23 protein-coding genes are annotated in these 22,897 nt (G+C 57.3%); 10 read left to right on the top strand and 13 right to left on the bottom strand.

Annotation, left to right across the window (positions count from 1 at the left end):
- Positions 1-295: 295 nt before the first annotated feature.
- Positions 296-793 (bottom strand): ferritin, encoded by a 498-nt coding sequence (locus tag HMPREF3053_RS04500; RefSeq protein WP_070438323.1) that lies wholly within the window; start codon positions 791-793, stop codon positions 296-298.
- A gap of 103 nt (positions 794-896) precedes the next feature.
- On the opposite strand from HMPREF3053_RS04500, the gene HMPREF3053_RS04495 reads away from it, so the two are divergent.
- The 3 genes from HMPREF3053_RS04495 (at position 897) to msrB (ending at position 3,527) form a co-directional block, all read left to right on the top strand.
- Entirely contained in the window at positions 897-1,709 is an 813-nt protein-coding gene (locus HMPREF3053_RS04495; RefSeq protein ID WP_049193029.1) for a dihydrofolate reductase family protein, read from the top strand.
- A 143-nt stretch (positions 1,710-1,852) separates the two neighbouring features.
- Positions 1,853-3,109, top strand: a complete 1,257-nt coding sequence (locus HMPREF3053_RS04490) for a glycosyltransferase family 87 protein (RefSeq protein ID WP_070827430.1) — start codon at positions 1,853-1,855, stop codon at positions 3,107-3,109.
- Complete coding sequence (msrB, locus tag HMPREF3053_RS04485; protein ID WP_048733231.1) at positions 3,102-3,527, top strand: peptide-methionine (R)-S-oxide reductase MsrB; 426 nt, start codon at positions 3,102-3,104, stop codon at positions 3,525-3,527. Before HMPREF3053_RS04490 ends, msrB begins: the two co-directional genes overlap by 8 nt.
- 91 nt (positions 3,528-3,618) lie before the next feature.
- On the opposite strand, the gene hemQ is transcribed toward msrB, so the two are convergent.
- From hemQ to hemE, 3 genes are all read right to left on the bottom strand, one after another.
- Positions 3,619-4,317 (bottom strand): hydrogen peroxide-dependent heme synthase, encoded by a 699-nt coding sequence (gene hemQ / locus HMPREF3053_RS04480; protein ID WP_049173031.1) that lies wholly within the window; start codon positions 4,315-4,317, stop codon positions 3,619-3,621.
- Positions 4,318-4,401: 84 nt separating this feature from the next.
- Positions 4,402-5,880 (bottom strand): protoporphyrinogen oxidase, encoded by a 1,479-nt coding sequence (hemG, locus tag HMPREF3053_RS04475; protein WP_070767350.1) that lies wholly within the window; start codon positions 5,878-5,880, stop codon positions 4,402-4,404.
- 105 nt (positions 5,881-5,985) lie between these two features.
- Positions 5,986-7,095 carry a uroporphyrinogen decarboxylase gene (gene hemE / locus HMPREF3053_RS04470; RefSeq protein WP_069358718.1) on the bottom strand — a complete coding sequence of 370 codons (1,110 nt, stop codon included), beginning with the start codon at positions 7,093-7,095 and terminating at the stop codon, positions 5,986-5,988.
- A gap of 170 nt (positions 7,096-7,265) precedes the next feature.
- Between hemE and HMPREF3053_RS04465 the strand changes: the two genes are divergently transcribed.
- Both HMPREF3053_RS04465 and HMPREF3053_RS04460 read left to right on the top strand, forming a co-directional pair.
- Positions 7,266-7,820 (top strand): DUF3000 domain-containing protein, encoded by a 555-nt coding sequence (locus HMPREF3053_RS04465; protein ID WP_016422661.1) that lies wholly within the window; start codon positions 7,266-7,268, stop codon positions 7,818-7,820.
- A 40-nt stretch (positions 7,821-7,860) separates the two neighbouring features.
- Complete coding sequence (locus tag HMPREF3053_RS04460) at positions 7,861-9,162, top strand: HRDC domain-containing protein (protein ID WP_070767349.1); 1,302 nt, start codon at positions 7,861-7,863, stop codon at positions 9,160-9,162.
- Here the strand turns inward: HMPREF3053_RS04460 and HMPREF3053_RS04455 are convergent, their stop codons facing one another.
- The 3 genes from HMPREF3053_RS04455 to dut form a co-directional block, all read right to left on the bottom strand.
- Positions 9,163-10,428 (bottom strand): class I SAM-dependent RNA methyltransferase, encoded by a 1,266-nt coding sequence (locus HMPREF3053_RS04455; RefSeq protein ID WP_070767348.1) that lies wholly within the window; start codon positions 10,426-10,428, stop codon positions 9,163-9,165. It abuts the gene before it with no gap.
- A 135-nt stretch (positions 10,429-10,563) separates the two neighbouring features.
- Positions 10,564-11,343, bottom strand: a complete 780-nt coding sequence (locus HMPREF3053_RS04450) for a DUF3710 domain-containing protein (protein ID WP_070438320.1) — start codon at positions 11,341-11,343, stop codon at positions 10,564-10,566.
- A 118-nt stretch (positions 11,344-11,461) separates the two neighbouring features.
- Positions 11,462-11,914: a dUTP diphosphatase gene (dut, locus tag HMPREF3053_RS04445; protein WP_016422657.1), complete on the bottom strand. Its 453-nt coding sequence runs from the start codon at positions 11,912-11,914 to the stop codon at positions 11,462-11,464.
- A gap of 166 nt (positions 11,915-12,080) precedes the next feature.
- On the opposite strand from dut, the gene HMPREF3053_RS04440 reads away from it, so the two are divergent.
- Positions 12,081-12,557 carry a DUF3093 domain-containing protein gene (locus HMPREF3053_RS04440; protein ID WP_049173043.1) on the top strand — a complete coding sequence of 159 codons (477 nt, stop codon included), beginning with the start codon at positions 12,081-12,083 and terminating at the stop codon, positions 12,555-12,557.
- A gap of 109 nt (positions 12,558-12,666) precedes the next feature.
- Here HMPREF3053_RS04440 and HMPREF3053_RS04435 read toward each other — a convergent pair whose 3' ends face one another.
- Positions 12,667-12,963 (bottom strand): DUF4193 family protein, encoded by a 297-nt coding sequence (locus HMPREF3053_RS04435; RefSeq protein WP_016422655.1) that lies wholly within the window; start codon positions 12,961-12,963, stop codon positions 12,667-12,669.
- Between the two features lie 203 nt (positions 12,964-13,166).
- On the opposite strand from HMPREF3053_RS04435, the gene HMPREF3053_RS10865 reads away from it, so the two are divergent.
- The gene (locus HMPREF3053_RS10865; protein ID WP_168166690.1) at positions 13,167-13,775 is read left to right on the top strand and encodes a LytR C-terminal domain-containing protein; all 609 of its coding nucleotides are present in this window, start codon (positions 13,167-13,169) and stop codon (positions 13,773-13,775) included.
- Between the two features lie 9 nt (positions 13,776-13,784).
- Here the strand turns inward: HMPREF3053_RS10865 and HMPREF3053_RS04425 are convergent, their stop codons facing one another.
- The gene (locus tag HMPREF3053_RS04425; RefSeq protein ID WP_239660062.1) at positions 13,785-14,678 is read right to left on the bottom strand and encodes an inositol monophosphatase family protein; all 894 of its coding nucleotides are present in this window, start codon (positions 14,676-14,678) and stop codon (positions 13,785-13,787) included.
- Between the two features lie 118 nt (positions 14,679-14,796).
- On the opposite strand from HMPREF3053_RS04425, the gene ppgK reads away from it, so the two are divergent.
- Positions 14,797-15,552 (top strand): polyphosphate--glucose phosphotransferase, encoded by a 756-nt coding sequence (gene ppgK / locus HMPREF3053_RS04420; protein WP_069358722.1) that lies wholly within the window; start codon positions 14,797-14,799, stop codon positions 15,550-15,552.
- Between the two features lie 395 nt (positions 15,553-15,947).
- Positions 15,948-17,504, top strand: coding sequence for an RNA polymerase sigma factor (locus tag HMPREF3053_RS04415; RefSeq protein WP_049193023.1), 1,557 nt, complete (start codon positions 15,948-15,950; stop codon positions 17,502-17,504).
- A 318-nt stretch (positions 17,505-17,822) separates the two neighbouring features.
- Here the strand turns inward: HMPREF3053_RS04415 and HMPREF3053_RS04410 are convergent, their stop codons facing one another.
- The 4 genes from HMPREF3053_RS04410 to HMPREF3053_RS04395 form a co-directional block, all read right to left on the bottom strand.
- Positions 17,823-19,430, bottom strand: coding sequence for an SLC13 family permease (locus tag HMPREF3053_RS04410; RefSeq protein ID WP_070767347.1), 1,608 nt, complete (start codon positions 19,428-19,430; stop codon positions 17,823-17,825).
- Between the two features lie 282 nt (positions 19,431-19,712).
- A complete protein-coding gene (locus tag HMPREF3053_RS04405; RefSeq protein ID WP_070767346.1) occupies positions 19,713-20,153 on the bottom strand; it encodes a hypothetical protein in 441 nt (146 codons plus the stop codon).
- Positions 20,154-20,192: 39 nt separating this feature from the next.
- A complete protein-coding gene (locus tag HMPREF3053_RS04400; protein WP_070767345.1) occupies positions 20,193-21,938 on the bottom strand; it encodes a DEAD/DEAH box helicase in 1,746 nt (581 codons plus the stop codon).
- Positions 21,935-22,183 carry a DUF3039 domain-containing protein gene (locus HMPREF3053_RS04395; RefSeq protein ID WP_070601509.1) on the bottom strand — a complete coding sequence of 83 codons (249 nt, stop codon included), beginning with the start codon at positions 22,181-22,183 and terminating at the stop codon, positions 21,935-21,937. Before HMPREF3053_RS04395 ends, HMPREF3053_RS04400 begins: the two co-directional genes overlap by 4 nt.
- 174 nt (positions 22,184-22,357) lie before the next feature.
- Between HMPREF3053_RS04395 and HMPREF3053_RS04390 the strand changes: the two genes are divergently transcribed.
- Positions 22,358-22,897 carry a DUF3099 domain-containing protein gene (locus HMPREF3053_RS04390; RefSeq protein WP_070767344.1) on the top strand — a complete coding sequence of 180 codons (540 nt, stop codon included), beginning with the start codon at positions 22,358-22,360 and terminating at the stop codon, positions 22,895-22,897.

Genomic DNA, 22,897 nt, shown 5'->3' with positions numbered 1-22,897 from the left:
TGGGTAATAGCTTTCGGGGAGCTATTCTTTGGTGGTTTGTGGTGTGTGGTCTGGGGTTATGGTGGGATGCGGACACACTTTTCTTTACTTAACCCGGTTTCCCAATTCGGCGGGCTTGGCTCGGCACCTCGCTCAGCTAGAGGCTATGGAAGCTTACCCCATGGCAGCTCCACGAATTTCGGTTTGACTGGACGCCAAGTCCATCAATTGATACCCTAGCTAAATAGAAATGACCGCCCTAGGCAGTTAACCCCAGGGCGGTCATTTCTATCGAAACTGCGAACCGAGCTCGACATTAAGCTGCGTCGCGAGCGCCAAGCTCCCGGTCGATACGCAGCAGGCCAGCACCGTTGTCGCCAACAATCTCCAGGCGACCGATGATGCCACGCACGGTGTCCTCTTCCTCAATCTGCTCAACCACGAAGCTGTCCAGCAGCGGGCGGGAGTCGAGATCACCCTCGCTATCAGCAAGCTTGCGGAGGTTACGGATAGATGCCGAAACCTTCTCTTCATGCTCGAGAGCAATGCGGAATGCATCGATTGCGGAAGTGACCTTCACCTCCGGTGCGTCGACAGCACCAATCTGCGGGTGGTTGTCGCGAGCATCGAGGTGTGCGATGAACTGGTTCGCGTGATCAACTTCCTCATCCGCCTGTGCACGCATCCACTCTGCCATGCCGGAGAAATCCAGCAGGTCCAGTTCGATTGCCAGCTGGCGGTAGACGTGGGAAGCGGTGAGCTCCATAGTGATCTGGTCGTTGAATGCCTTCTCAAGAGTATCTGTTAGTCGCATGCCCCTACTATAAGTCCAATCCTTATAAATGACAACGATTATAATACTTCCCTTATAAGCCAGGCCTTGCCTATTCTGCAATCGTCGGCTTAACCTCGGCGGTATGGCTACACTCACCTCCGTAAGCCCATCGACCGACGAAATTCTGCAGTTTCTTTCTCGACCTGCGCAAACGACACATGATACAGCGGCGGTGTCTCACAACACCTCCACCGTCACGGCCATCGCCGTCACCAGCTTGGACGGACGCGGCGCCGTCGAAGGCACCTCTGGCCAGCTTGGCAACGACACCGATGCCACGGTTTTCAACACGCTTCGCGCGCTTGCCGACGTCGTTTTCGTTGGTACAGGCACCATTGCGTCCGAGGGGTACGGGCCAGTTGAGATACCGGAGTACCTAGAGGCCGTTCGACAGAAGCTAGGTCGCTCCGAGCACGTGGCGATGTCCACACTTTCGCGCTCGTTGGATTTAGATATAAAATCTGACTTTTTCGCGAATGCAGAAGTCAATCCTCCGATAATCTTCACCCCGACTAAAGATGCTTTTAATGATGAAGAGGCAAGAGCCGCTCACAAGAACAAAGCTAAAAAGATGGAGTCGGCCGGGGCTCGCGTCGTTAAGTTCCCTAACCCCTCGGTAAAAGCGGCGTTAACGTGGCTGGCTGAACATGGGTATCGGGACATTGTCGTAGAGGGTGGATCGACGATGTATCGAGAAGCATTCAAAAAGGGGTGCGTCGACGAACTGTTCCTGACATTGTCGCCGATGTGGGTGGGTAACGGCCCCCTGACTTTCGGCGAGAACGACCCTGATGAGGACTCGAACTCGACGAACCCGCAGGCTTTTGAAGTGCGGGATATCCTACGTTCCGACTCACACATCTTCCTACGCTATTCCCGCAGCTTCACCCAGTAGGGTGGAGTATTGTGAGTAAACCAAAAATCGACGTGAGCGCAAGCGCAACGGCATTAACGCAAACGTCCAAGGACACGCCAGAGACAAATTCGGTGGCTCCACGCCCTCTGTCTCGGCACGTGTCGCGAGGACTCAGCGCTTTCTTGTGGCCTATCGCAGCTGTGGTGATTTTTCACCGCACCTGGGTTTTGCCGAAAGACGTTTCTGGCACAGATGACTTTACGACGGTCTGGTCGGCAATTAATCGATTCGTATCGCAGGTACCCGTTTATTCGGAAGACTACGTAACAGCCGATCCGCACTATCTGTATTCCCCAGGCGCTACCCTACTTTTAGCCCCGATTGATTTGTTCGGCTCACTTGAATCGGGCCGAATCTGGTTTGCGGTGTTTCAGTCAGCTGCAATCATTGCGGCAATTGTATTGCTACTCAGGTGGCTTGGTATTGCGCGCTCTGGCCCCATCATTCCAGCGTCGATAGCACTGCTCTACCTCACGGAACCCGTTACCAACACCCTTGATTTTACGAACGTCAACGGTTCACTCTTCCTTGCATTAGTGCTGTTTTTTATTGCTCTGACCGAGCGGCGCAATATCCTGGCCGGCCTGATCATCGGTATCGCAATCACCATTAAACCTGTTTTCTTGCCAATGCTGTTCCTACCGTTCATGCGCAGGCAGTTCTCTACGGTACTGACCAGTATCGGAGTGGTAATTGCAGCCAATGTCATTGCGTGGCCGCTCATGGTCCAACCACGTGACTACCTAGATATCACCGTCCCCTACCTGGGAGTTGTCCGTGACTTTGCAAATGCTTCACTGACTGGACAGCTTGTTTGGCTAGGTGCCCATCCGACCCTGATTTTGCTGTGGCAGATCTTTTTCGGCATTTTCGTCTTGGTATCCGTCGTGCTCCTTCTTCGCTGGCTCGAAAGGGATGAGATATTCTGGATTGCTACGACTTCCGGAGTTCTCTTCACCGGCGCGTTCTTCCTTTCCAGCCTGGGCCAGCAGTACTACTCGATGACGCTCTTGCCAATGGTTCTCACCGTGCTTCGCCCATTGGTTTTGGCTCGCGACAATGAAGGAAATATTGGTTCGACAGTCATGTTGAATTGGGGCGCAGGACTCGGAGTCGTACTCTGTTTCTTCTACGCCAATTGGTGGATTGATGAAGATGACCTCTTTTTCCCGTGGTTCACGGTTGCAATCGGCGGTATTGGATGGGCCGTTCTTATTCTCTCCATCACGGCAGCACTCATTCGAATGACGATTGTGGATGCCGTCAATGGGCGTAGCTTTGCATCCGGCTTCAGCTGGCTGAGCGACTGGAAGATAGCAGGCAGGAAGTCTAATCAGGAATCTGATCTCAAGTCTGAGGAGGCTATTCAGAATGGTTGATTCGCATAGCGAAGACTGGAATCTGAGCGAAGAAGAATGGCGCGAACGCCTCAGTGCCGCGGAGTACCAGGTTTTGCGTCAGGCAGGTACTGAACGCGCCTTCACCGGTGAGTACACCGATACCAAGACTCAAGGTGTCTACCGCTGCCGGGCCTGTGGTTACGAGCTGTTTCGGTCGAACGAGAAGTTCGACTCTCACTGCGGTTGGCCATCCTTCTTCTCTCCACTAGCTGGAGACCGGATTATTGAGCGCCGAGACACCAGCCTCGGTATGGTCCGTACCGAAGTGCTGTGCAGTCGTTGCAAGTCTCACCTCGGCCACGTCTTTGAGGGTGAGGGATACAATACTCCGACCGACCTGCGTTATTGCATCAATTCAATTTCACTCACGCTCGAACCGGACAAGACGGCTGAATAACTAGATAGAGAAGCAGCGCCGCTGGTCAAAATCCCGTCAGTTAACGGGGCTTGACCAGCGGCGCTGCTGATTCTCTCGTTGATTGCGTGAGCTACGGCAGAACGTTGATGATCTCTGCGATGTCATCGACGCGACGTCCCGTGTGGAACGGAATCTCTTCGCGGACGTGCAGACGAGCCTCGGTGTAACGCATCTTCCACATCAAGTCCACAATGCGGTCGAGCTCCGGCCCCTCGAATGCAAGGATCCACTCGTAGTCACCGAGTGCGAACGCCGGGACAGTATTGGCGCGCACATCCGGGTAGTCACGACCGGCCATACCGTGTTCAGCAAGGATGCGGCGTCGCTCGGTCGGCTCCAGCAGGTACCAGTCGTAGGAACGAACGAAGGGGTAAACCGCAATCCATCGTCCCGGCTCTTCACCCATGATGAACGACGGCAGGTGCGACTTGTTGAACTCAGCTGGACGGTGCAGCGCAGCGTTCGACCAGTGCGGAGTGGATGCCTTGCCCAGCGGAGTCTCGCGCAGGAAGGCGTTGTAGAACGCCTGCAGGTCTTCCAGCTTCTCTGCGTGGATCCAGAACATGAAGTCGGCTTCAGCACGCATGGCCGAAACATCGTAGAAACCACGGATGATCAGATCAGTGTCTTCGTAACGAGCCAGGAATTCCTTGGTCTTAGCCACTGCCTCTTCGCGGTTATCACCGAGTGCACCTGGGGTCACCTTGAAGGCAGACCACATGGTGTAGCGGATGGTGTCGTTGAGCTTCTTGAAATCGAGCTTGGTCATTAGTTGTCTCCTAGTTCGGTTGAAAGGTTTGTTTAAAAACGATGGGTCAGCGCCAGTTTCGTACTCAGCACCAATCTCGCAGCTTTATGCCAGCTCCGCAGCAATCTTGCTGGCCGCAGCCTTGGCGTTGGAGATACATTCCGGAATGCCCGGGCCACTGAGCCACGCCCCTGTTGCTGCAAGCTTAGGCACCTCGGCCAAATCCTGGCGAGCAAAATCCATCAGGCCTCCATGCCCCATATCGAAGCGTGGAATCCCCGCCCACCAACACTGGACGAAAACCGCTGTCGGTTCGGCATCAAAGCCAGTCGCCTTAGCCAAATCTGCTTTTGCCCTGGCGATGAGGTCCTCGTCGCTACGATGCACGTGCGAGTCATCATCAAAACGGCCGAAGCTTGCCCTCACAACGGCACCGTAGCGCTCACCAATATGTGGCCACTTCCGGGACGACACTGTAAAAGCTTTCGCGGACAGGTCAGCACCAATCTCGCACAACACGCCGTTGATCTCCGGCAGTCCTTCCGACGAGTCGAAACACATACCGACCACCGCCGAGTTCGACGTGTCTACCCCACCAATGAGCTCGGCCGCCTCTGGCGCAAGATTGCTCAACAGCTCCGATGTGGTTGCAGAAGGTGCCGCCACGACAACACCGTCGACGTCGATAGTGCTAATGCTCGTGCCGCTTTCCGACGGCAGTTCCACTGTCACCTCAAAGCCGTTGTCATGCTGGCGCAGACCAGTAGCCTTCGTCGACAAGAGGAGTTCGGCTCCCGATTCGTCGACAAGCGTGTTGTAGAGAACCTCGAAGCCATCGCGGAACGTTTGGAAGACCACCGGTCGCTTCGTCTTCGTCGAATCTGTCGCAGCCTCACTACTCAGACGCGCCTGCTGCGCCTCCTTACGTGCTTCCAGAACGCGCTGGACAGCGCCGGTGAGGCTGACATGGTCACCGACACTAGCCATTTCATCAAGCGCTGCCGCCAGCTGTGGGATGGTCGCACGCAGACCCAGATCGTATGCGGTGGTTGAGTAGACGCCCCCGAGCAGCGGGGAGACGATGCGGTCAACGACTTCCTCACCGAGCCGCGCCGCGACCAGCTGGCCGACATTCATGTCGTCACCCAGTACCCAGTGCAAGGCTGGAGTGAGCTCGGGGTTCGACTCGGCATCAATCTTGGCGAGGGTGGCCTCGCTGAGGAGGTAGCCCAACCCTTCTGAACTTCCTGGAATACCGGTGACCGTGTTACGCGGAAGGTCCTTGAGTTCACCGCCAATGTAGAGCTTGGAAGGCAGCCCCGAAGGGGCGACTAGCTGATCTGCCAACCCGAGTTCCTTGAAAAAATCGGTGGCATCGTGACGGAACGCCAGGTACGCCTCAGCGCCCGCCTCAAGAGGGCCGTTAGCTCCTGGTCGAGTCTTCAGCTTGCCGCCGACCTGTGCACTGGACTCGATGACAATTATTCTTGCGGCGGGTCCGAGCTTTTTACGCAACTCATACGCTGCGCTCAGGCCGGAGATACCGCCACCTATGACGGCAATGGTAGAAGGTTGTGCAACCACGGTATTTCGTACGCTTTCTCTATGCCCGCGCCTCGAGCGGGCACGGTCGATAAGACTTGTAGGAAATTAGCTAGTGCGTGTTTTACACGCCTGTTGCGTCGGCTTTTACGTTGCGTGAATGATCTCAACGGCGCGCGTAATCGCGTCGGCATCGGTATTCGGTAGCACCCCGTGACCCAAGTTGAAGATATGTCCACGGGCGTCACCACGCTTAATTGCACGGTCCGCCTCAGAGCAGATGCGCTGAATCTCTTGGGTCATTGCATCTTCACCGGCAAAGAGAATCGCCGGGTCAAGGTTGCCCTGCAATGCAAGGCTGTTTTCCGCCGGGTCTGCGCCTCGGTGAACGTCGGAAAGCGTGGCACGAATGCGGTTGGCAGCAACGTCCAGTGGCACGCGCCAGTCGACGCCCATGACTTCTGGGCCGGCTTCAGCCATCGCACCGAGAAGCTCGCCGGTGCCCACACCGAAGTGGATGCGCGGAATGCCGGCGTCGGCGACAGCCTGGAAGATTTCCTTCGAGTACGGCAACACAAAGCGGCGGTAATCACGCTCGGTGAGATAGCCAGCCCAGGAGTCGAAGAGCTGAAGAGCGTCCACACCAGCGCCAATCTGCGCGCGCAGGAAAGCAATCACCATCGGAGTGATTTTCTGCATCAGGTGATCCCACAATTCAGGGTCCGAGTGCATCAGCGCCTTAGTGCGCTCGTGATTGCGGGATGGACCGCCTTCAATCAGGTACGACGCCAAGGTGAACGGTGCACCGGCGAAACCAATGAGTGCCTGGGTATCAGTCAGCTCTTGCAGAATGAGGCCGATACCCTCGGCCACCGGAGCGAGTTGCTCTTCCGTGACTTCCGGTAGAGCCTTGATGTCTGCCTCCGAGCGCACCGGAGTATCCATTACTGGACCGCGGCCAGGAACAATATCCAGGTTGACACCCGCAGCCTTCAGCGGTACGACGATATCGGAAAAAAGAATCGCAGCATCAACGTCGTGCCTACGTACCGGCTGCATAGTAATCTCAGCGAGCAGTTCCGGACGGAAACAGGAGTCCAACATACCGATGTCCTTGCGCACCTCACGGTATTCAGGCAGTGAACGACCGGCTTGCCGCATAAACCACACCGGGCGGCGCGAAGGAGTTCGACCGTAAGCTGCATCAAGAATCGGGGCATCAGTCAAAGTGCGACGATTGTTCATACTGACAATCATGCCCCACTTACCTTAAAAATTGATGTGTGGGGTACTAAGAGCAGGGAAATCACTCGCCCTGCTGTGCGTTTTCGACGAACCTCTTGGTCGCTTCCCACTCTTTTCGGCGCGCCTCCCACTAACGCAAGCGTCATATGGCTAAGTTCAGGCGCGTGAATGGAACCGATTCAATGCCACAGAACTTCCGCGCCGCGGTCCAGTCAATGCACTCTGCTGAACTGCGACCTGAGATTGCTCTGGGCACCGTTCGGCCACCGCAGAAGCTGGCACCGTTTAGCCACGCTGTCTCGCTTGAGGTCACGCAGCCCGAAGCTGATATCGTCCCCGAGTCCTCGGACGACGATGCCTTTGGTCGTTTAATTTTGCTCCATGACCCCCGCAGTGAGGAAACCTGGGACGGTGACATGCGCTTGGTTGCATACATCCAGGCGGATATGGATGCCTCCCTCGCGGAAGATCCGTTGCTTCCCCAGGTTGCCTGGCAATGGCTCACCGAGGCTCTGGCTGAGAACAACGCCGAACTGTCGAACTTGGGTGGCACGGTGACTACTACGAACTCTGTCCGCTATGGCGAGATCGGCGGCAAGCCACAGGCCTTTCAATTAGAAATGCGCGCATCGTGGACTGCTCGTGGCACCGACCTGCGCACCCACGTTGAATCCTTCGCTCAGGTACTAGCGAACGTCGCTGGTCTGCCACCCGTCGGCGTTTCCCTGCTGGGCTGATACCGGCGACTGCTGATACCGACGACCGAAGAGGCGTGCGATGAGCTCCGACGTGGAAACTAGTCCCGACGTAGAAGTAAGACTTGCCCCAGCCGAGGGAACTCCACGCGTGCTTTCTGCCATCGACGACATTATTGACGCCGGTGAGAAGCTGGCCAAAGGACACGGTTGGCTCGCAGTCGATACTGAACGAGCTTCGGCATATCGCTACGACGACCGCGCCTTCCTGCTTCAATTTCGCCGCCGTGGAGCGGGCACCTTTCTCATCGATCCCGAAGATGGTCGCAAGGCGATGGCCGTTTTCGGTTCCTCAGTCAACGACCTGACCTGGATTATTCACGCCGCTCATTCTGACCTTCCCTGCCTCGCAGCCCTGGGCCTCTACCCCACCAAAGTCATTGACACTGAGCTGGCCGGCCGCCTTCTCGGCCTGGAGCGAGTCAACTTAGCAGCTCTGACAGAGCGACTCCTCGGAGTTGGACTTGCCAAGGGGCACGGTCGAGAGGATTGGTCTACTCGTCCACTGCCAGCAGATTGGCTGGACTACGCAGCCTTGGATGTCGAGCTGCTCATCGAACTCGCCGAGGTTCTTTGTCAGGCGCTGACTGAGCTCGACCGTTTGGAATGGCTGGAACAGGAATGCGAACGCGAACTCGCTCTAAACCGTAAATACCTCGATGGTCTGCACGTCGGACACTCGTGGCAGGGGCTCAAAGGGATTGGGAAGCTGCGCACTCCCGAACAACTTCACGTCGCCCGTGCACTGTGGACTGAGCGTGACGAAATCGCGCAGCGCCGTGATGTCTCCCCAACACACGTCATGGGTCACAGCGTTCTACGTACAATCGCAGAACAACTCCCCGGTACGCAGCGTGAACTGACTGCAATCCGTGGATTTCCACGTCGCCGTCGCGGTGCTGCGGACGCTTGGTTGAAGGTCGTTAATGAAGCCCGTCAGGAACCCAGGTCGTCATGGCCGAAGCCCCAGAAGCAGGCTCCCAACCAGATGCCCCACTTTCGGCGTTGGGCTGAACATGCCCCACAAGCCGCCGAGATTTTCGAAACCACGCGAGACTGCATCGACAACGTCTGTGCCCAAATACACCTGCGCAAAGACACACTCATCACTTCCGCGCAGACACGTGAACTGGTGTGGTGGATTCACAGTCGCGCAGTCGGCTCATTCGTATTCCGCCACCACGACAACTACGCTGGCGGCCTGCCAGCCGTTACAGAAATCTCCGCTCACCTCAGGGAACAGGGTTTCCGCCCATGGCAGGCACATTTGCTTGCCGACGTGATCGGCGCCAACGTTCTTGCGCCCATGCGGCAGCCACTCTAGCTACAGCTGCTCCAGCACCGCGATGGTTTCAAAGTGATGCGTTAGGCCAAATGCGTCAACGACCTCGAGGTGTTTGAACGCGTAGCCGTAGTCAGCCCAGTACCGGGCATCGCGGGCAAAAGTCGCCGGATCGCAACCGAAATGTACAACCACGCGTGGCTTTGCCTGAGCAATAGCTGCAACGGCATCCTTACCAGCACCGGAGCGCGGAGGGTCGAGAACAACGATATCCGGGTTTGGTGTTTCCTCATTAGCAACTTCGCGGCGCACTACCTTGGTGACATCCCCAGTAACGAACCGGACTGGTGCCGCAGACGACGCATTCGCACTGTGGTCAGCTGCAGTGAAGGCCTTGCGCCCCGCCGTCGCTGCCGCTGCAAAACCCTCGACAGAGAGAATTGAGCCCTCTGCGTCAACTAGCTTGCGCAGTGCCGCCGACAGAACGCCTGCGCCACCGTAAAGATCCCAACCACAGGAGAAAGACTGACCGGCCAACAGTTCAATGATGCGTGATCCATAGAACTCAGGGGCATGGCAATGGGCTTGCCAAAAACCGGTAGTCGGCACATCGAAAGTAATTCCGTGAACAGTGTGCTGTGTGGTTGGCTCGCCTTCAATCACCGTTTGCTTGCGGTTCCTGCCGCTGCCGGAAACGTACACAGCACTTCGGTTACCCTCCGTGTCCATGGCCACATGGAGTTCTCCTGGCTTCGGCTTCTTGCTCCCTCGACCGCGAGCAGGCTTAGCGGCGGGGATGGTTCCGGCCGTCGAAAAGCCAGCGATGAGATTGGGAACTGTTTGGACGCACTCGGAGCCGATGACGAGCTCGTGGGAACGGGAACGACGTAATCCCGCTCGTCCCTGGGAATCCACACCCAGCCGCACGCGCGTGCGCCAACGGGAGGTCGGAGCCAGTGGAAGAACATCGATAGCTGGCAGCTCGTCGGCGGTGAAACGTCCAAGACGGCGCAGGCAATCGGTCAAGACATCAGCCTTGAGACGCGCCGCGTGCTCAGGATCAATAAAACCCCAGTCGCAACAGCCCGCGCCCTGCTGAGCTGCTTCGCAACGCTGCGAAATTCGATGCTCTGAGGCATCCAGAACCTCAACGACATTGCCGCGCCACAACTTGGCATCAGGTTTGGCAATTTCGACAACAACGCGTTCGCCGGGGATACCGCCGGTGACGAAACCGATTCGTCCGTCGTAGCTGGCAATGAATTCTCCGCCGGCAGCGGGACGGTCAATAGTCACTTCGATGTTCACGCAGTGTGATACTACCCGCTGACAAGAGAAAAGCCGCCGTCGGGTGACGGCGGCGGGCAGTGCACAGTGGCGCCTGCAGATCCTTTTTCTAACTGGTCAAGTAGCTAGCTTCTCTCTGCTGGCGGGTTGACCAAACTAATTGGTGGAGCCATCCGGGTTGATACCAGTAGCGCCTGGCACCTGCCCGGGTTCACCTTCAGCTTGGGCAGCCTGGGTCTGCTGCTGGTATGCCTGACGAATCTGCTCGGCCATCTGGGACGGCAGCGTAACCGGAAGCGGCTGACCTGCTGGCATCGGGTTTTCACCGCGAGAGACGAAGCTACGGGCAAGGAGACCGCGGGCGAGATCTGCGAGTTCCTCCGCCCGATCAGCCGGACCGGAAGCCGTCATGCGAAGCATCCAACGCGGGCCGTCGGCGCCGATGATTCGCATTTCCATATCGGAGGTGCGACCTACGACCTCAGAACCCCACGGCCCCTGCTCGACATGGACATCGAGGCCATCGGACTCAAGACCGTCCTTGATTTCCTGAGCGGACTCCTCCCAGAGGCCACCCGACGTCGGAGCAGCGAATGCTACAGGAGTTACGCGGCCATGCTCAGTGGCGACGTGCAGCATGGTTGGACCTGTCGGCCCCATCTCCACCTGAATATCACCAACGTGAGGAATAGGCAGCAGCATCGAACCGAGGTTCAGGCTGGCCTTCGCGAAGTCCGAAAAATCAAACTGCGTCGGGCTAGCGCTGTTGATATCGAAGGGGCCGTTTGCTGGTGCGTTCTCCGCGGCGGTTTCCGACGCGTCGTCATGCACGGTTGCGGTAGCCTCCTCAGAAGCTGGCGCCGCAGAGTCGGTGGCAACGGTCTCTGCCTCAGCAGCTGGTTCTTCTGGCTGGTTCTTCTTTCCAAATGGCCACATGGTGGTTTATTGACACCTCGCTAAAAAGAAATCTTTGTATACGCTTTTGTAAACGCTTTATTGAGCTCTTCACGCATTGAACCACACTTGGTAGGGTCCCCGCGCTGTCAGAGGCGTTTTAAAGCGTCGTGGACACTCCGGTTGACCCGTGGCCTCCCACGCCGCGTTCAGTTTCATCGAGCTCATCGACTTCCACCAGCGGGCTGAGCTCGACCTTCTGCACAACCAATTGGGCAATTCGATCGCCCTTGGCGATCTCCACCGCATTGGTCGGGTCCAAGTTGATCAGGCAGACTTTAAGCTCACCACGGTAACCGGCATCAATCGTGCCGGGAGCGTTGACGATGGACAGCCCCTTTTTGAAAGCCAATCCGGAGCGAGGATGAACCAATCCCACTGTGCCCGCCGGCAAAGCAATGGCAATACCGGTTCCCACGAGCGCCCGCTGCCCTGGTGCTAGGATGACATCCTCCACTGAGCTCAAATCCACACCGGCATCATCGGCATGCGCACGCTGGGGAATCACAGCGTCTTTAGCGAGCTTTTTCACTTGCACCGGGGCATAAGTCATCTCTTTGTATATCCTTCGCTGTCGCGTCTTTTAAGAACCGCACTTCGGCCTTGTCAGTACCGAGCATAGCCGTGCCCTAGAATGGATAACCGTGAGTGGAAAAGATAACCTGCAGCCTCGTCGCGACGACAGCTCAGCATCCGTCTCTGAAGGTGCGGCAATAGCAATGAGCTCGAGCGGAGATTCATCGATTGTCTATTCCGAAAAGCTCTGGGTTCCCTGGTGGTTCTGGGTACTCGGCGCTGCTGCCGTTTTTGTATGCACGGCCCAGATTGGCTTTAACCGTTCACCGATTTGGCTTGTCATCGGCGGCATTATTTGTCTGGCCGTGGGCGTGTGGGTGCTGTTGACTATGTCGAAGACCACGGTGTCCGTGGAAGTGGACAGCACTGGTGAACGCTGGCTTCACGCTGGCACGGCAGTTTTGCCAGCATCGGTTGTTGCCAAATCCCTGGTGGTCCCGAAGTCCGCGCAGCGCAATGCGTTGGGCCGTCAGCTCGATCCAGCAGCGTTCCTGGTTACACACACGTGGATTCCCACGATGGTGCTGCTAGTCCTCGACGATCCGGACGACCCCACCCCCTATTGGCTGGTCTCCACCCGCCACCCCGAGGCACTGCTTGACAGTCTCTTCGACCGCTAGGTCAAATCTCTCACCGCCGCTACACGCTTGCCGACGGCCCCAGCGCCGCCAGAACCGTGGTAGTGGCGGTTTTCCTTTTTCCTAGGAAGCTATCCCGGCTGTGCGGGGATTAGGCACAGTCCTGACAGATGGGGAATCCATCGCCGTTATCGATTGCGATCATTGAGCGGTGCATCACCATGAAGCAGGAGCCACAGGTGAATTCATCCTCCCCCTTCGGGGCAACATCCATATCGAATTCTTCACCCGCGATGTCGGCAACCGGCAACTCGAACGGCTCAACAATTTCGCCGTCGTCAGTGTCGTCGATTTCCTTCTCAGCAGATGCAGCCTGAAGGCCCTCGAGGGAATCGGTCTCCAGCTCTTCGGTTTCACGAGTACGCGGGGCATCGTAGTTTACAGCCATGTCCCAAACCTTCTTTCTGGACCTTTGCTAGACATTGTGAACTGACTTTTTCTCGGAGAATACAACGCGTTGAGACGATTGACACCCTGTACTCTCCAGTGCCTTTCTCAGCGGATATTAAGGCAATTCACGCAATCTGTCATCTCTGCAGGTCAAAATAGGTTTCTATGCCTATTAGACGAGGAGACGATAACATGATGGCTATGAGTTCAGGCCCCGCGAGCATTACGAGCGCATCACATCGACGAAAAATTGTTCCCTACGTGGTTGTTTCCGTCGTTGCTGTAGTGATTGCCGCTACGTTGTGGGTATTGGCATTCCGGAGCCAACCGGCAAGTTATCCGGTGTCCTGTTCCCTCCCCGCGGCTGGCACCCCTGTTTCCTCCACCACGCTAATCGGAGAGCACGTCGTTCCACCGTCGGATGTTCATGTGCGCGTTTATAATGCCAACGGCAAAGTCGGCCAGGCTACAACCGTCGCCGAGCAATTGCGGCAGCTCGATTTTGTCCTCGATGAGCAGGTTCCCTACGGCAACGACCCTATTGTGGAAAACCAAGACCTCGGTTGCTTCGGCCAGCTGCGTTATGGCGAGGACTTCAATGGCCACGCCGCAGCGCTTCACGCTCTTTTCCCCTGCTTTGAGCTCATCCACGATGGTCGGCCGGATGCAACCGTCGATGTGTCCTTGGGTAAGGGGTTTAAGGATCTCGAAGTAGCCAGCCAGGTTGAGGAAACGATGTCCGCATTGAACCGTGGCGAACAAGCCGACCTAGAGGGGTTGAGCTCGTTAGGCTCGAGCACCTGCTCCTAGACCGACGCACTAATTCCTAGCCTGCGCGACAGCACCATCCAATGCCTCGAAGAACGCATCGGCAACTTCAGAGTTCGCCGCACCGACACCAAAGTCGAGCGGGTCTCCCTCCGGCCGGCCAGTAACGTTGGCACACTGAGTGAATTCCGGGACCCTAATCCTTGCGCCTGCTTCAGCCGCAATCAGAGCACCAGCTGCATAATCCCAAATCTTGATGTCGTGTTCGTAATACGCATCAACACGGCCGTGCGCCACCATGCACAAATCCAGCGCCGCCGATCCCATGCGCCGAATATCTCGACACTCCCCCAGCAACTGCGACGCTATCCGGCCCTGCACCTGCCGGAGACTAGCGGAATAGCTGAATCCCGTTGCCACAAGTGTCTTTTCCAGCTCGGCCGTTGGGGAACAACTAAGCGTCTGCACAGTGCCGTCCCGTCGAGAAACCTGAGCGCCCTCTCCCTTAGCTGCACTGTAAATCTCTCCCGAGGACGCATTTGCCACTGCACCCGCCACTACCTCATCGCCTACGGCGCAAGCGATACTCACAGCAAAATTGGGCATGCCGTAGAGGAAATTCACCGTACCGTCGATGGGGTCTACAATCCAGGTCACCGCTTCGCCCTCGTTGGCAGCCTGCGCTGGGGAACTCGCGCCGTCGTCAAGCCCGCCTTCTTCGCCCAAAATGCGGTCAGAGCTGCTAAACGTCTTGATAAGCGAACGAATGAGCTCCTCAGATTCACGGTCGACAACGGTGACGGGGTCTACAGCTGAGGACTTCGTTTCGGAACTTGCTAAAACGCCATCGGAGCCGAGTTCGACCCGACGACTGGCGATGTGCGCCGCGGCTGCGCGGGCGATAAGTACCGCGCGGTCACGCAGATCCCTGACGCTGGGTCGCACGGAACCGGGGCTATTCGACGCACTAAACCCCCTATTATCTGCCCTGCTAGCGAGTTGTTCGGTGCCACGCGAGTTCATGCTCATGCCCCCATTGTGTCTGTTTCGTACAATTTGAGCTATGGGACAACGAATTGGATTTGGCATCGACGTCGGAGGCTCTGGAATCAAAGGGGGCCGCGTGGATCTTGATACTGGGCAGCTTATTGGCAACCGCATTAAGATTTTCACGCCACAGCCGGCAACTCCGGAAGCGGTTGCGGAGACCATTGCAGAAATTGTGGACATTGCGAAGTGGGATTCCGATGTCGGCATCACGATTCCGTCCGTCGTACAGAATCAGATTGCCTTGCTGGCCGCCAATATTGACGGTTCTTGGGTTAATACGAACTGCCAAGAGCTCTTCGCTAAATACCTGCCCAACAACAAGGCGCACGTGCTTAACGACGCTGACGCTGCCGGCCTCGCTGAAGTCCAGTTTGGCGATCCGGGCAATAAGACAGGCGCCGTGTTGTTGCTAACTTTTGGTACAGGCATCGGCTCCGCGCTTATTCATGACGGACTGCTCTACCCCAATTCGGAGTTAGGCCACCTCATCATTGATGGCATGGAGGCCGAACACTTTGCATCCGCGAGAGTTAAGGATGTGGAGGGGCTCGGCTTCGAAGAGTGGGCTGAGCGCGTGAGCAAGGTGCTTAAGACCTACGAGGCACTGTTTTGGCCGTCACGGATCATCGTCGGCGGCGGAATCAGTCGCGAACACGAAAAGTGGATTCCGCTGTTGACATGTAAGACTCCAGTTGTCCCCGCAAGTCTGGATAATAATGCGGGTATTGCTGGCGCCGCCTTTGCAGCTGACCAGGGACTTTACCCTTAACCACTTTCATTTCTTATATGGGGATTGGTAGCTACGTGTCGGGCGTGACACGTGCTTGAAGCCATGCCCCGTGGCGGCGGTTTTAAGAATTGGTTTACAATAAGAAGTTGACTCACGGCAAGGTTGAATAATCAACAGGCTCGAGGAGGATTGGGAAAATCGAATTCCAGCGCACTGCTTCGATGAGGATTTTCACCGATTACTTCTTCGCTAGGAGCCAGAAAGCAACACTGATGACCGTGGCACGAAAAGGTCAGCTCTGAATGTTTTCCATTCGGCTAGTTGGCTATAGACGAAGTAAAGGCGCACCACTGGCGCGTTGAGCTTCTCTTCGACCGAGAGAAGCTGGCGGCGGCTTTGGCGGCGCACACAACGTACATCGTGAAAGGGCGTTCGTGGCAGGCAACGAACTGGGGCAAGCTCAGGACCAATCCACCGGGAGTGGCACCGGTTCAGCTACTCCTGCAAAGAAGGCTGTAAAGAAGGCCATCAAGAAGGCAGTGAAGAAGACCGTGGCAAAGAAGACTGCCGCGAAGAAGACTGCTGCCAAAAAGACGGCTGCTACCAAAACTGCGGCGAAGAAGACGACCGCTAAGAAGGCAGCGGCCAAGAAGACCGTGAAGAAGGCGGCCAAGAAGTCCGTCGCTAAGAAAACCACGCGTAAGGCCGCCGCCAAGAAGGCAACTAAGCGGACAACGGCTGCGAAGGCCACCGCGGCCAAGGCTGCTGCAGCGAAGGCGAAGGACGCGCAAGCTCTCGACGCAACTGAGAACGAAGAGCTCGAGGACGAGGAACTCGACCACGACTTGGAGCAGGAGCAGGACTACGACCCGGATCTGGATGATGATCTCGAAGACGATGATCTTCACGACGATCTGGATGATGACGACCTCGAAGACGACGACCTCGACGATGATGAAGAAGAGGACGACGAGGACGAAGACGAGGATGAAGAGGACGAGGGCGACGAGGTCTGGAACGAGGACGAGTCCGCTCGTCTGCGTCAGGCCCGCAAAGATGCTGCCCTCACCGCCTCCGCCGACTCTGTCCGCGCCTACCTCAAGCAGATTGGTAAGGTCGCGCTGCTGACTGCCGAGGAAGAAGTCAGTCTGGCAAAGCGCATCGAGGCCGGTCTGTATGCGCAGTACAAGATTGACGAGGCCAAGGAAGCCGGCGAGCGCATCGCTTACGCTCAAAAGCGCGACTTGCGCGAGATTTCTCGTGACGGTCAGCGCGCCAAGAATCACCTGCTCGAAGCCAACCTCCGTCTTGTGGTGTCCCTGGCAAAGCGCTACACCGGCCGTGGCATGGCTTTCCTCGACTTGATTCAGGAGGGCAACCTCGGCCTGATTCGCGCCGTCGAGAAGTTCGACTACACCAAGGGCTACAAGTTCTCCACGTACGCAACCTGGTGGATTCGCCAGGCAATTACTCGTGCAATGGCCGACCAGGCTCGAACCATTCGTATTCCGGTTCACATGGTTGAGGTCATTAATAAGCTCGGCCGTATCCAGCGCGAGTTGCTCCAGGATTTGGGCCGCGAGCCCACTCCGGAAGAGCTCGCTAAGGAGATGGACATCACCGAGGAAAAGGTTCTCGAGATTCAGCAGTACGCTCGTGAACCCATTTCGCTGGACCAGACCATCGGTGACGAGGGCGACTCCCAGCTCGGTGACTTCATTGAGGACTCAGAGGCAGTCATCGCTGTGGACGCCGTCAGCTTCACGCTCCTCCAGGACCAGCTTGGCGACGTTCTGGAGACTCTCTCCGAACGTGAAGCCGGTGTCGTCCGCCTGCGCTTCGGCCTTACCGACGGCATGCCGCGTACGCTTGACGAGATTGGCCAGGTCTACGGTGTGACACGCGAGCGCATCCGTCAGATCGAGTCCAAGACGATGTCCAAGCTGCGTCACCCATCGCGTTCGCAGGTGCTGCGCGACTACTTGGAGTAAAGCTTTAACCTGGAGTTGTTCAGGGGCTAACTGCTTGACTAGAAAAATCGGGCTTGAATGAGGTTTCACACCTTATTCAAGCCCGATTCTTCTTTTGGTGTCAGCGCTAGTGAGTTACTGACTGCGTTTATGTCAAAAATAGCCTGAAAAATGGCCTGAAAGTGTCATAAACTCACACAGTTTCACATTTGCAGCCAAAAGCCCCGGACCACCGAAGTGGAACGGGGCGAAGGAGTATCTGAGCAACGCTAGGCGAAGCAGTCCGGTGGCGGTTCAGCGCGCTGCCCCACCATCCACTACGGGCTACTACATACCCAGCTAGTACACGACGCCGAATACCCACTGCAGCAGCGTCAGCGATGCCACAGAAATCACGATCAGTGCGACGACGTTCAGCCAAACACCGGCCTTGACCATGTTGTCCATGCTGACGTAGCCGGAGCCGTAGGCGATGGCGTTCGGCGGTGTTGCAACCGGCATCATGAAGGCCGAAGTAGCTGCCAGTGCAACTGGAACGGCGAAAATCATCTGGTCGTGGCCCAGACCGATTGCCATCGCACCAACCAGCGGCAGGAAGGTCGCGGCCGTCGCGGTGTTAGAGGTGAACTCGGTCAGGAACAGCACAACGGCGCCGACGACAACCACGAGTGCAGCCACTGGCATCCAGCCGAGAGTAGACAGCTGCTCGCCAATCCAGTCCGACAGCCCAGAGGCACCGAACTGCGAGGACAGTGCGAGGCCACCACCGAACAGCAGCAGCACGCCCCACGGCAGCTCTAACGCATTTTCCCAACGCATAAGCTTAACGCCATCAGGACCGCCCGGAATAATGAACAGCGCAATACCCACGGTCATTGCGATAACCGCATCGGCAATCTTGGTGTCGGGCAGCAGCACCGGAACAAAGACCCACGCCAGTGCCGCCGCGATAAACACCAGGAGCACTCGGCGCTCTCCAGTCGACATACGGCCAAGGCGCTTCAACTCGTCACGCATGAGTTCGCGCCCACCTGGAATATGCGTAATCTCCGGCTTAAACAGAACATTTGTCAGCAGGAACCATGCACAGAGCATGAGCACAACCGCCACCGGGACACCGAGCAGCATCCACTGGCCAAACCCAATATTGACTCCCTGCTCCGCCATGTAGGCCGCCAGCATAGCGTTCGGAGGAGTACCAATAATGGTGCCCAGCGAACCAATCGATGCCGCGTAAGCGATACCCAGCATCAGCGCGATACCGAAGTTTGACTTTGGCATCGGGTCATAGCTTGACGACGACTCCTCGGCCTCCTCCAGCGCATCCCCACCGGGGGTTTCAGCGACGGATTCACTCGCAGAGCCCGTATCCTCTGCAGCAACCTTTTCATCGTGCAGCATTCGGACAATGAGGCTCAGGACGGACACACCGATTGGCAGCATCATCACGGCCGTGGCCGTGTTGGAGACCCACATCGACAGGAAGCCAGTAGCCACCATGAAGCCGAGAATCAGCATCTTTGGTGACGACCCCATGAGCACCAGAACCCACAATGCGACGCGCTTGTGGAGGTTCCAACGCTGCATCGCCAGCGCCAACAGGAAGCCGCCCATAAAGAGGAAGATGGTCGGGTCTGTGTACTTGCCCGAGAAATCCTTAATCTCCGCGAGGTTGAGAATCGGGAATAGAGCCAGCGGCAGCAGAGCCGTAACGGCAATCGGGATAGCCTCGGACATCCACCACACGGCCATAAGCACTGCTACACCTGCGGTTGCACGCAGGTTGTGATCGAGCTCAGCCGGCATAAAGAAGTACACGAGCAAGGACAGGATGATACCGAGTCCTAGACCGGTGCGCTTACGGAAAAGCTCCCGGCTGAGGTAACCACGGTCTTGTTGGCCAGGTGACAGTTCCGGGGAGTTGTCGCGCGTAGATGTCGCTGCCACGATTCACGCTCCTATTTAATAATCAGCAGACATCCTGTATTGCACGCATGTTCAAACGTTAACCGCATGTAGGGGATGCCAAATGTGGGTACTTTCTGACACCAATATCATTACCAACACTCGGCCCAATATGAGATTTCACTAAGAAACCCCCGACCGAAACTGCAGGCAGTTGGACTTCGGGGGTGGATTACGGGGTTAGCTCATTTCCTCATTGCGCATCTGGCATGAACCGAAAACTCCGGGCACAAAGTAACACCGCCATTGACTTCGCGTCCGAACTCACTCCGATTGCTTCTTTGGCTGGTCAGTCCCCATCTGATTAGAGATGCACTCGGCATACTCTCCAGAGGTGCGCTCGAATTTCTCGCACTTCGACATCGCGTCTGATGTCGACCAGTACAGCATCAGCGACACCACGACGGCTGCAATGCCCGTCACAATGCCGACAACGCCCAATCCGAACGAACCGCTGATGACCGCGTCTCCCCCAGCAGCTTGCACGCGCTTCTTCGCGCTCAACGCCTTCGCCATCGCGATGATGCCCAGAACAATGCCAAAGACACCGAGGATGCCACCAACGATCATCCAGGACATCAAGAGCCCGCCGACACCAAAGATTAGTGCCAGCACGCCAATAGTCCGACTGTCATTGCCTGGTACAGCCAACAAACCACCGCCGGTCAATTCCGACGGCCTCGACTTATCACTGCTTGCCGACATTCTTCTCTCCACCATAGATTGCTCAGTTCGCTTGAAACCCTACCAATTACGCAGGTAGCTAATGCGATCGCGCAACTGCTCCTCCGTACACAGCGCAGTCGGCGGGCCACCACAGGCGCGCCGAACCTCGTTATGCACCTGACCATGTGGCTTACCGGTTCGCGCCGCCGTCATCGACACCAGCGTATTGAGTTCCTTCCGCAACTTCGGCAACACCTCACTGGCCACCTTCTGCGGCCTCGGGTACGCCGATCCCTCAATGCGGTGGATCGCGCCGCCTTCGCCTCCGCTTGACGACGATTCCCTCGCCTCCTCGCGGGCTTCCTTCTCTCGGGCACTGGCGGCTTTAAGCTGTTCGTCCTGCCGCTGACGCAGCAAGAGTCGCATTTGCTCAGCGTCGAGAAGCCCAGGCAAGCCAAGGTAGTCGGCTTCTTCAGCGGAACCGGCAACGGTTGCGGTGCCGTAGGAGGAACCGTCGTAGATCAGGTAGTCGAGTTCAGCATCCGCGCCAATGGATTCGTAGGCCGGCAGCAGTTCGTCGGGCTCATCCTTACGCCGGTTGGCTTCGGCGACCAAGTCATCTTCCCAGCCCTCCGAAGGCCGATCCGGTTTACCGAGCACGTGGTTGCGCTGCACCTCCATCTGCGAGGCTAAGTCGAGCAGCACCGGAATCGACGGCAAGAAGACGGACGCAGTCTCCCCCGGCATGCGGCTTCGCACGAATCGTCCAATAGCCTGCGCGAAGAATAGCGGAGTCGAGGAACTAGTCGCGTACACGCCGACCGCCAACCTTGGCACGTCCACGCCTTCGGAGACCATTCGCACAGCCACCATCCACTCGTCGGTGGACTCGGAGAAGGTCTTAATGCGTTCCGACGAGCCAGGCTCATCCGAAAGCACCAACGCCACCGGTGTGGAGGCAATCTGCTCGAGAATGCGCTTGTACGCACGGGCAGTTGCCGCATCGGAGGCGATAACCAGGCCACCGGCATCGGGAATATGCTGCCTCATCTGCGAGAGACGGGTGTGCGCTGCCCGCAGCACCGACGGCATCCACTCACCCTTTGGGTCAAGCGCGGTGCGCCAAGCTCGAGTGGTCTCCTCTGGGCTCATCACGGTACCCAGACGCGCAGCGAACTCATCACCCGCGCTATCACGCCAGCGAGCTTCACCGGAGTACGCCAAAAAGACCACTGGGCGCACGACGCCGTCGGCAAGCGCATTGGAATAGCCGTACGTGTAATCAGCGACGGAGCGCGAGTAACCATCGCCATCGGGCGAGTAGCGAACAAACGGAATTGCCGCGTCATCGGAGCGGAACGGCGTACCGGTTAGGCACAGGCGGCGTTCGACATCGCCGTAGGCCTCAGAAATGCCGTCGCCCCAACTCTTGGCATCACCGCCGTGGTGCACCTCGTCCAGAATCACCAATGTCGGACGAGCGGTAGCTACCGCATGGTGCTTGAACGGATGCACTGCGACTTGGGCGTAGGTCACAACAATTCCCTGGTAGGAAGGGTTCACCACACCCTTGGCGTTGGAGAACTTGGGATCCAACGCAATCCCCGAACGAGCAGCAGAGGCAGCCCACTGTACCTTCAGGTGCTCAGTAGGCACTACGACGATAATGCGCTCGACAATCCGCCGCGACAGCAACTCACTGGCGATACGCAGAGCGAAGGTCGTCTTACCCGCGCCCGGTGTCGCCACTGCAAGGAAGTCCTTGGGGTTAGTCGCCAGGTATTTGTCGAGGGCCTCCTGCTGCCATTTACGAAGCCCGCTCACTTGCGACGCAGGGACTTGTAAATCCGCTCGCAGTCAGGGCATACCGGTGAACCCGGCTTCGCCGACTTCTTCACTGGGAAGGTTTCACCGCACAGAGCAACGACGTAGGAGCCGTTGACCGCGGAGCTCACGATCTGGTCCTTCTTGACGTAATGGAAGAACTTCGGAGTGTCGTCCCTCGTCGACTCATCGACGCGGGTATCGGTGCGTTCAATCGTCTTTGTCGTCTTCAATGGAGTGCTCACAGATTCCAATTGTGCCCCATTGGTCAAATTATGCCTAGCGACCCAGGTGCTGGCCGCTGCTGACTGCTACCTTCCACAGCCATCCACAACACCGCTGCGACTACGCGAGCATGTAGCTGCAACGGGCATAGCTAGTTGAGACACCCCCACGCCACAGGCGTATGCTAGACAACCATGGCGCGAATCAATGACCGTCGCGACTCCGCGCTGCCGAAACGCGGAAGTTCCCGGCGACGCAAGAAAGACGCGGCGTTGATTACCGACGCCCGCGGCTCAAGGATTCGCAACTATGACCACCGCCGCCACGTCTACGCGGCCCTGCAATGGTCTCGCATTCCATTGCTACTTCTTTCCGGCGCTTTTTACCTGTGGTGGGATGTGCCGTGGATTGCGGCGATTCTCATGGTCGTCTCCGTACCCATGCCGTGGATCGCGGTTGTCATCGCCAATGGCGTTGGAGAACCCGCTGACAAGCGCAAACCGCGCGTCTACAAGCCAGGCGTTGTACGCGAGCAAAACCGCAAATGGGAGGAGCAGCAGCGCCAGCGCGCCCTCAAGGAAGCGGAGATGCGCGCGCTCGGTTCTGCCGCCAGTACCGAAGACACCGACGCACCGCCGCAGTCCGGTACCGAGACCACCTCAAATCCCTTCGATGACGCAAATGTCATCGATATGCCGGAAGACGACGATCCGTCGTCAAGCTCCCCTAACTAG

Origin of the sequence: Corynebacterium sp. HMSC064E07 (assembly GCF_001815745.1) — a bacterium.
Classification (GTDB): domain Bacteria; phylum Actinomycetota; class Actinomycetes; order Mycobacteriales; family Mycobacteriaceae; genus Corynebacterium; species Corynebacterium jeikeium_D.
The sequence above is the reverse complement of the archived record's forward strand: the minus strand, read 5'-3'. Positions and strand labels throughout refer to the sequence as shown.

Coding starts and splice junctions, on each gene's coding strand:
- HMPREF3053_RS04500 (WP_070438323.1), bottom strand. CDS start 793: ATGCGACTAACAGATACTCTTGAGAAGGCATTCAACGACCAGATCACT.
- HMPREF3053_RS04495 (WP_049193029.1), top strand. CDS start 897: ATGGCTACACTCACCTCCGTAAGCCCATCGACCGACGAAATTCTGCAG.
- msrB (WP_048733231.1), top strand. CDS start 3,102: ATGGTTGATTCGCATAGCGAAGACTGGAATCTGAGCGAAGAAGAATGG.
- hemQ (WP_049173031.1), bottom strand. CDS start 4,317: ATGACCAAGCTCGATTTCAAGAAGCTCAACGACACCATCCGCTACACC.
- hemE (WP_069358718.1), bottom strand. CDS start 7,095: ATGATTGTCAGTATGAACAATCGTCGCACTTTGACTGATGCCCCGATT.
- HMPREF3053_RS04465 (WP_016422661.1), top strand. CDS start 7,266: ATGCCACAGAACTTCCGCGCCGCGGTCCAGTCAATGCACTCTGCTGAA.
- HMPREF3053_RS04460 (WP_070767349.1), top strand. CDS start 7,861: ATGAGCTCCGACGTGGAAACTAGTCCCGACGTAGAAGTAAGACTTGCC.
- HMPREF3053_RS04450 (WP_070438320.1), bottom strand. CDS start 11,343: ATGTGGCCATTTGGAAAGAAGAACCAGCCAGAAGAACCAGCTGCTGAG.
- dut (WP_016422657.1), bottom strand. CDS start 11,914: ATGACTTATGCCCCGGTGCAAGTGAAAAAGCTCGCTAAAGACGCTGTG.
- HMPREF3053_RS04440 (WP_049173043.1), top strand. CDS start 12,081: ATGAGCTCGAGCGGAGATTCATCGATTGTCTATTCCGAAAAGCTCTGG.
- HMPREF3053_RS04435 (WP_016422655.1), bottom strand. CDS start 12,963: ATGGCTGTAAACTACGATGCCCCGCGTACTCGTGAAACCGAAGAGCTG.
- HMPREF3053_RS10865 (WP_168166690.1), top strand. CDS start 13,167: ATGAGTTCAGGCCCCGCGAGCATTACGAGCGCATCACATCGACGAAAA.
- ppgK (WP_069358722.1), top strand. CDS start 14,797: ATGGGACAACGAATTGGATTTGGCATCGACGTCGGAGGCTCTGGAATC.
- HMPREF3053_RS04405 (WP_070767346.1), bottom strand. CDS start 20,153: ATGTCGGCAAGCAGTGATAAGTCGAGGCCGTCGGAATTGACCGGCGGT.
- HMPREF3053_RS04390 (WP_070767344.1), top strand. CDS start 22,358: ATGGCGCGAATCAATGACCGTCGCGACTCCGCGCTGCCGAAACGCGGA.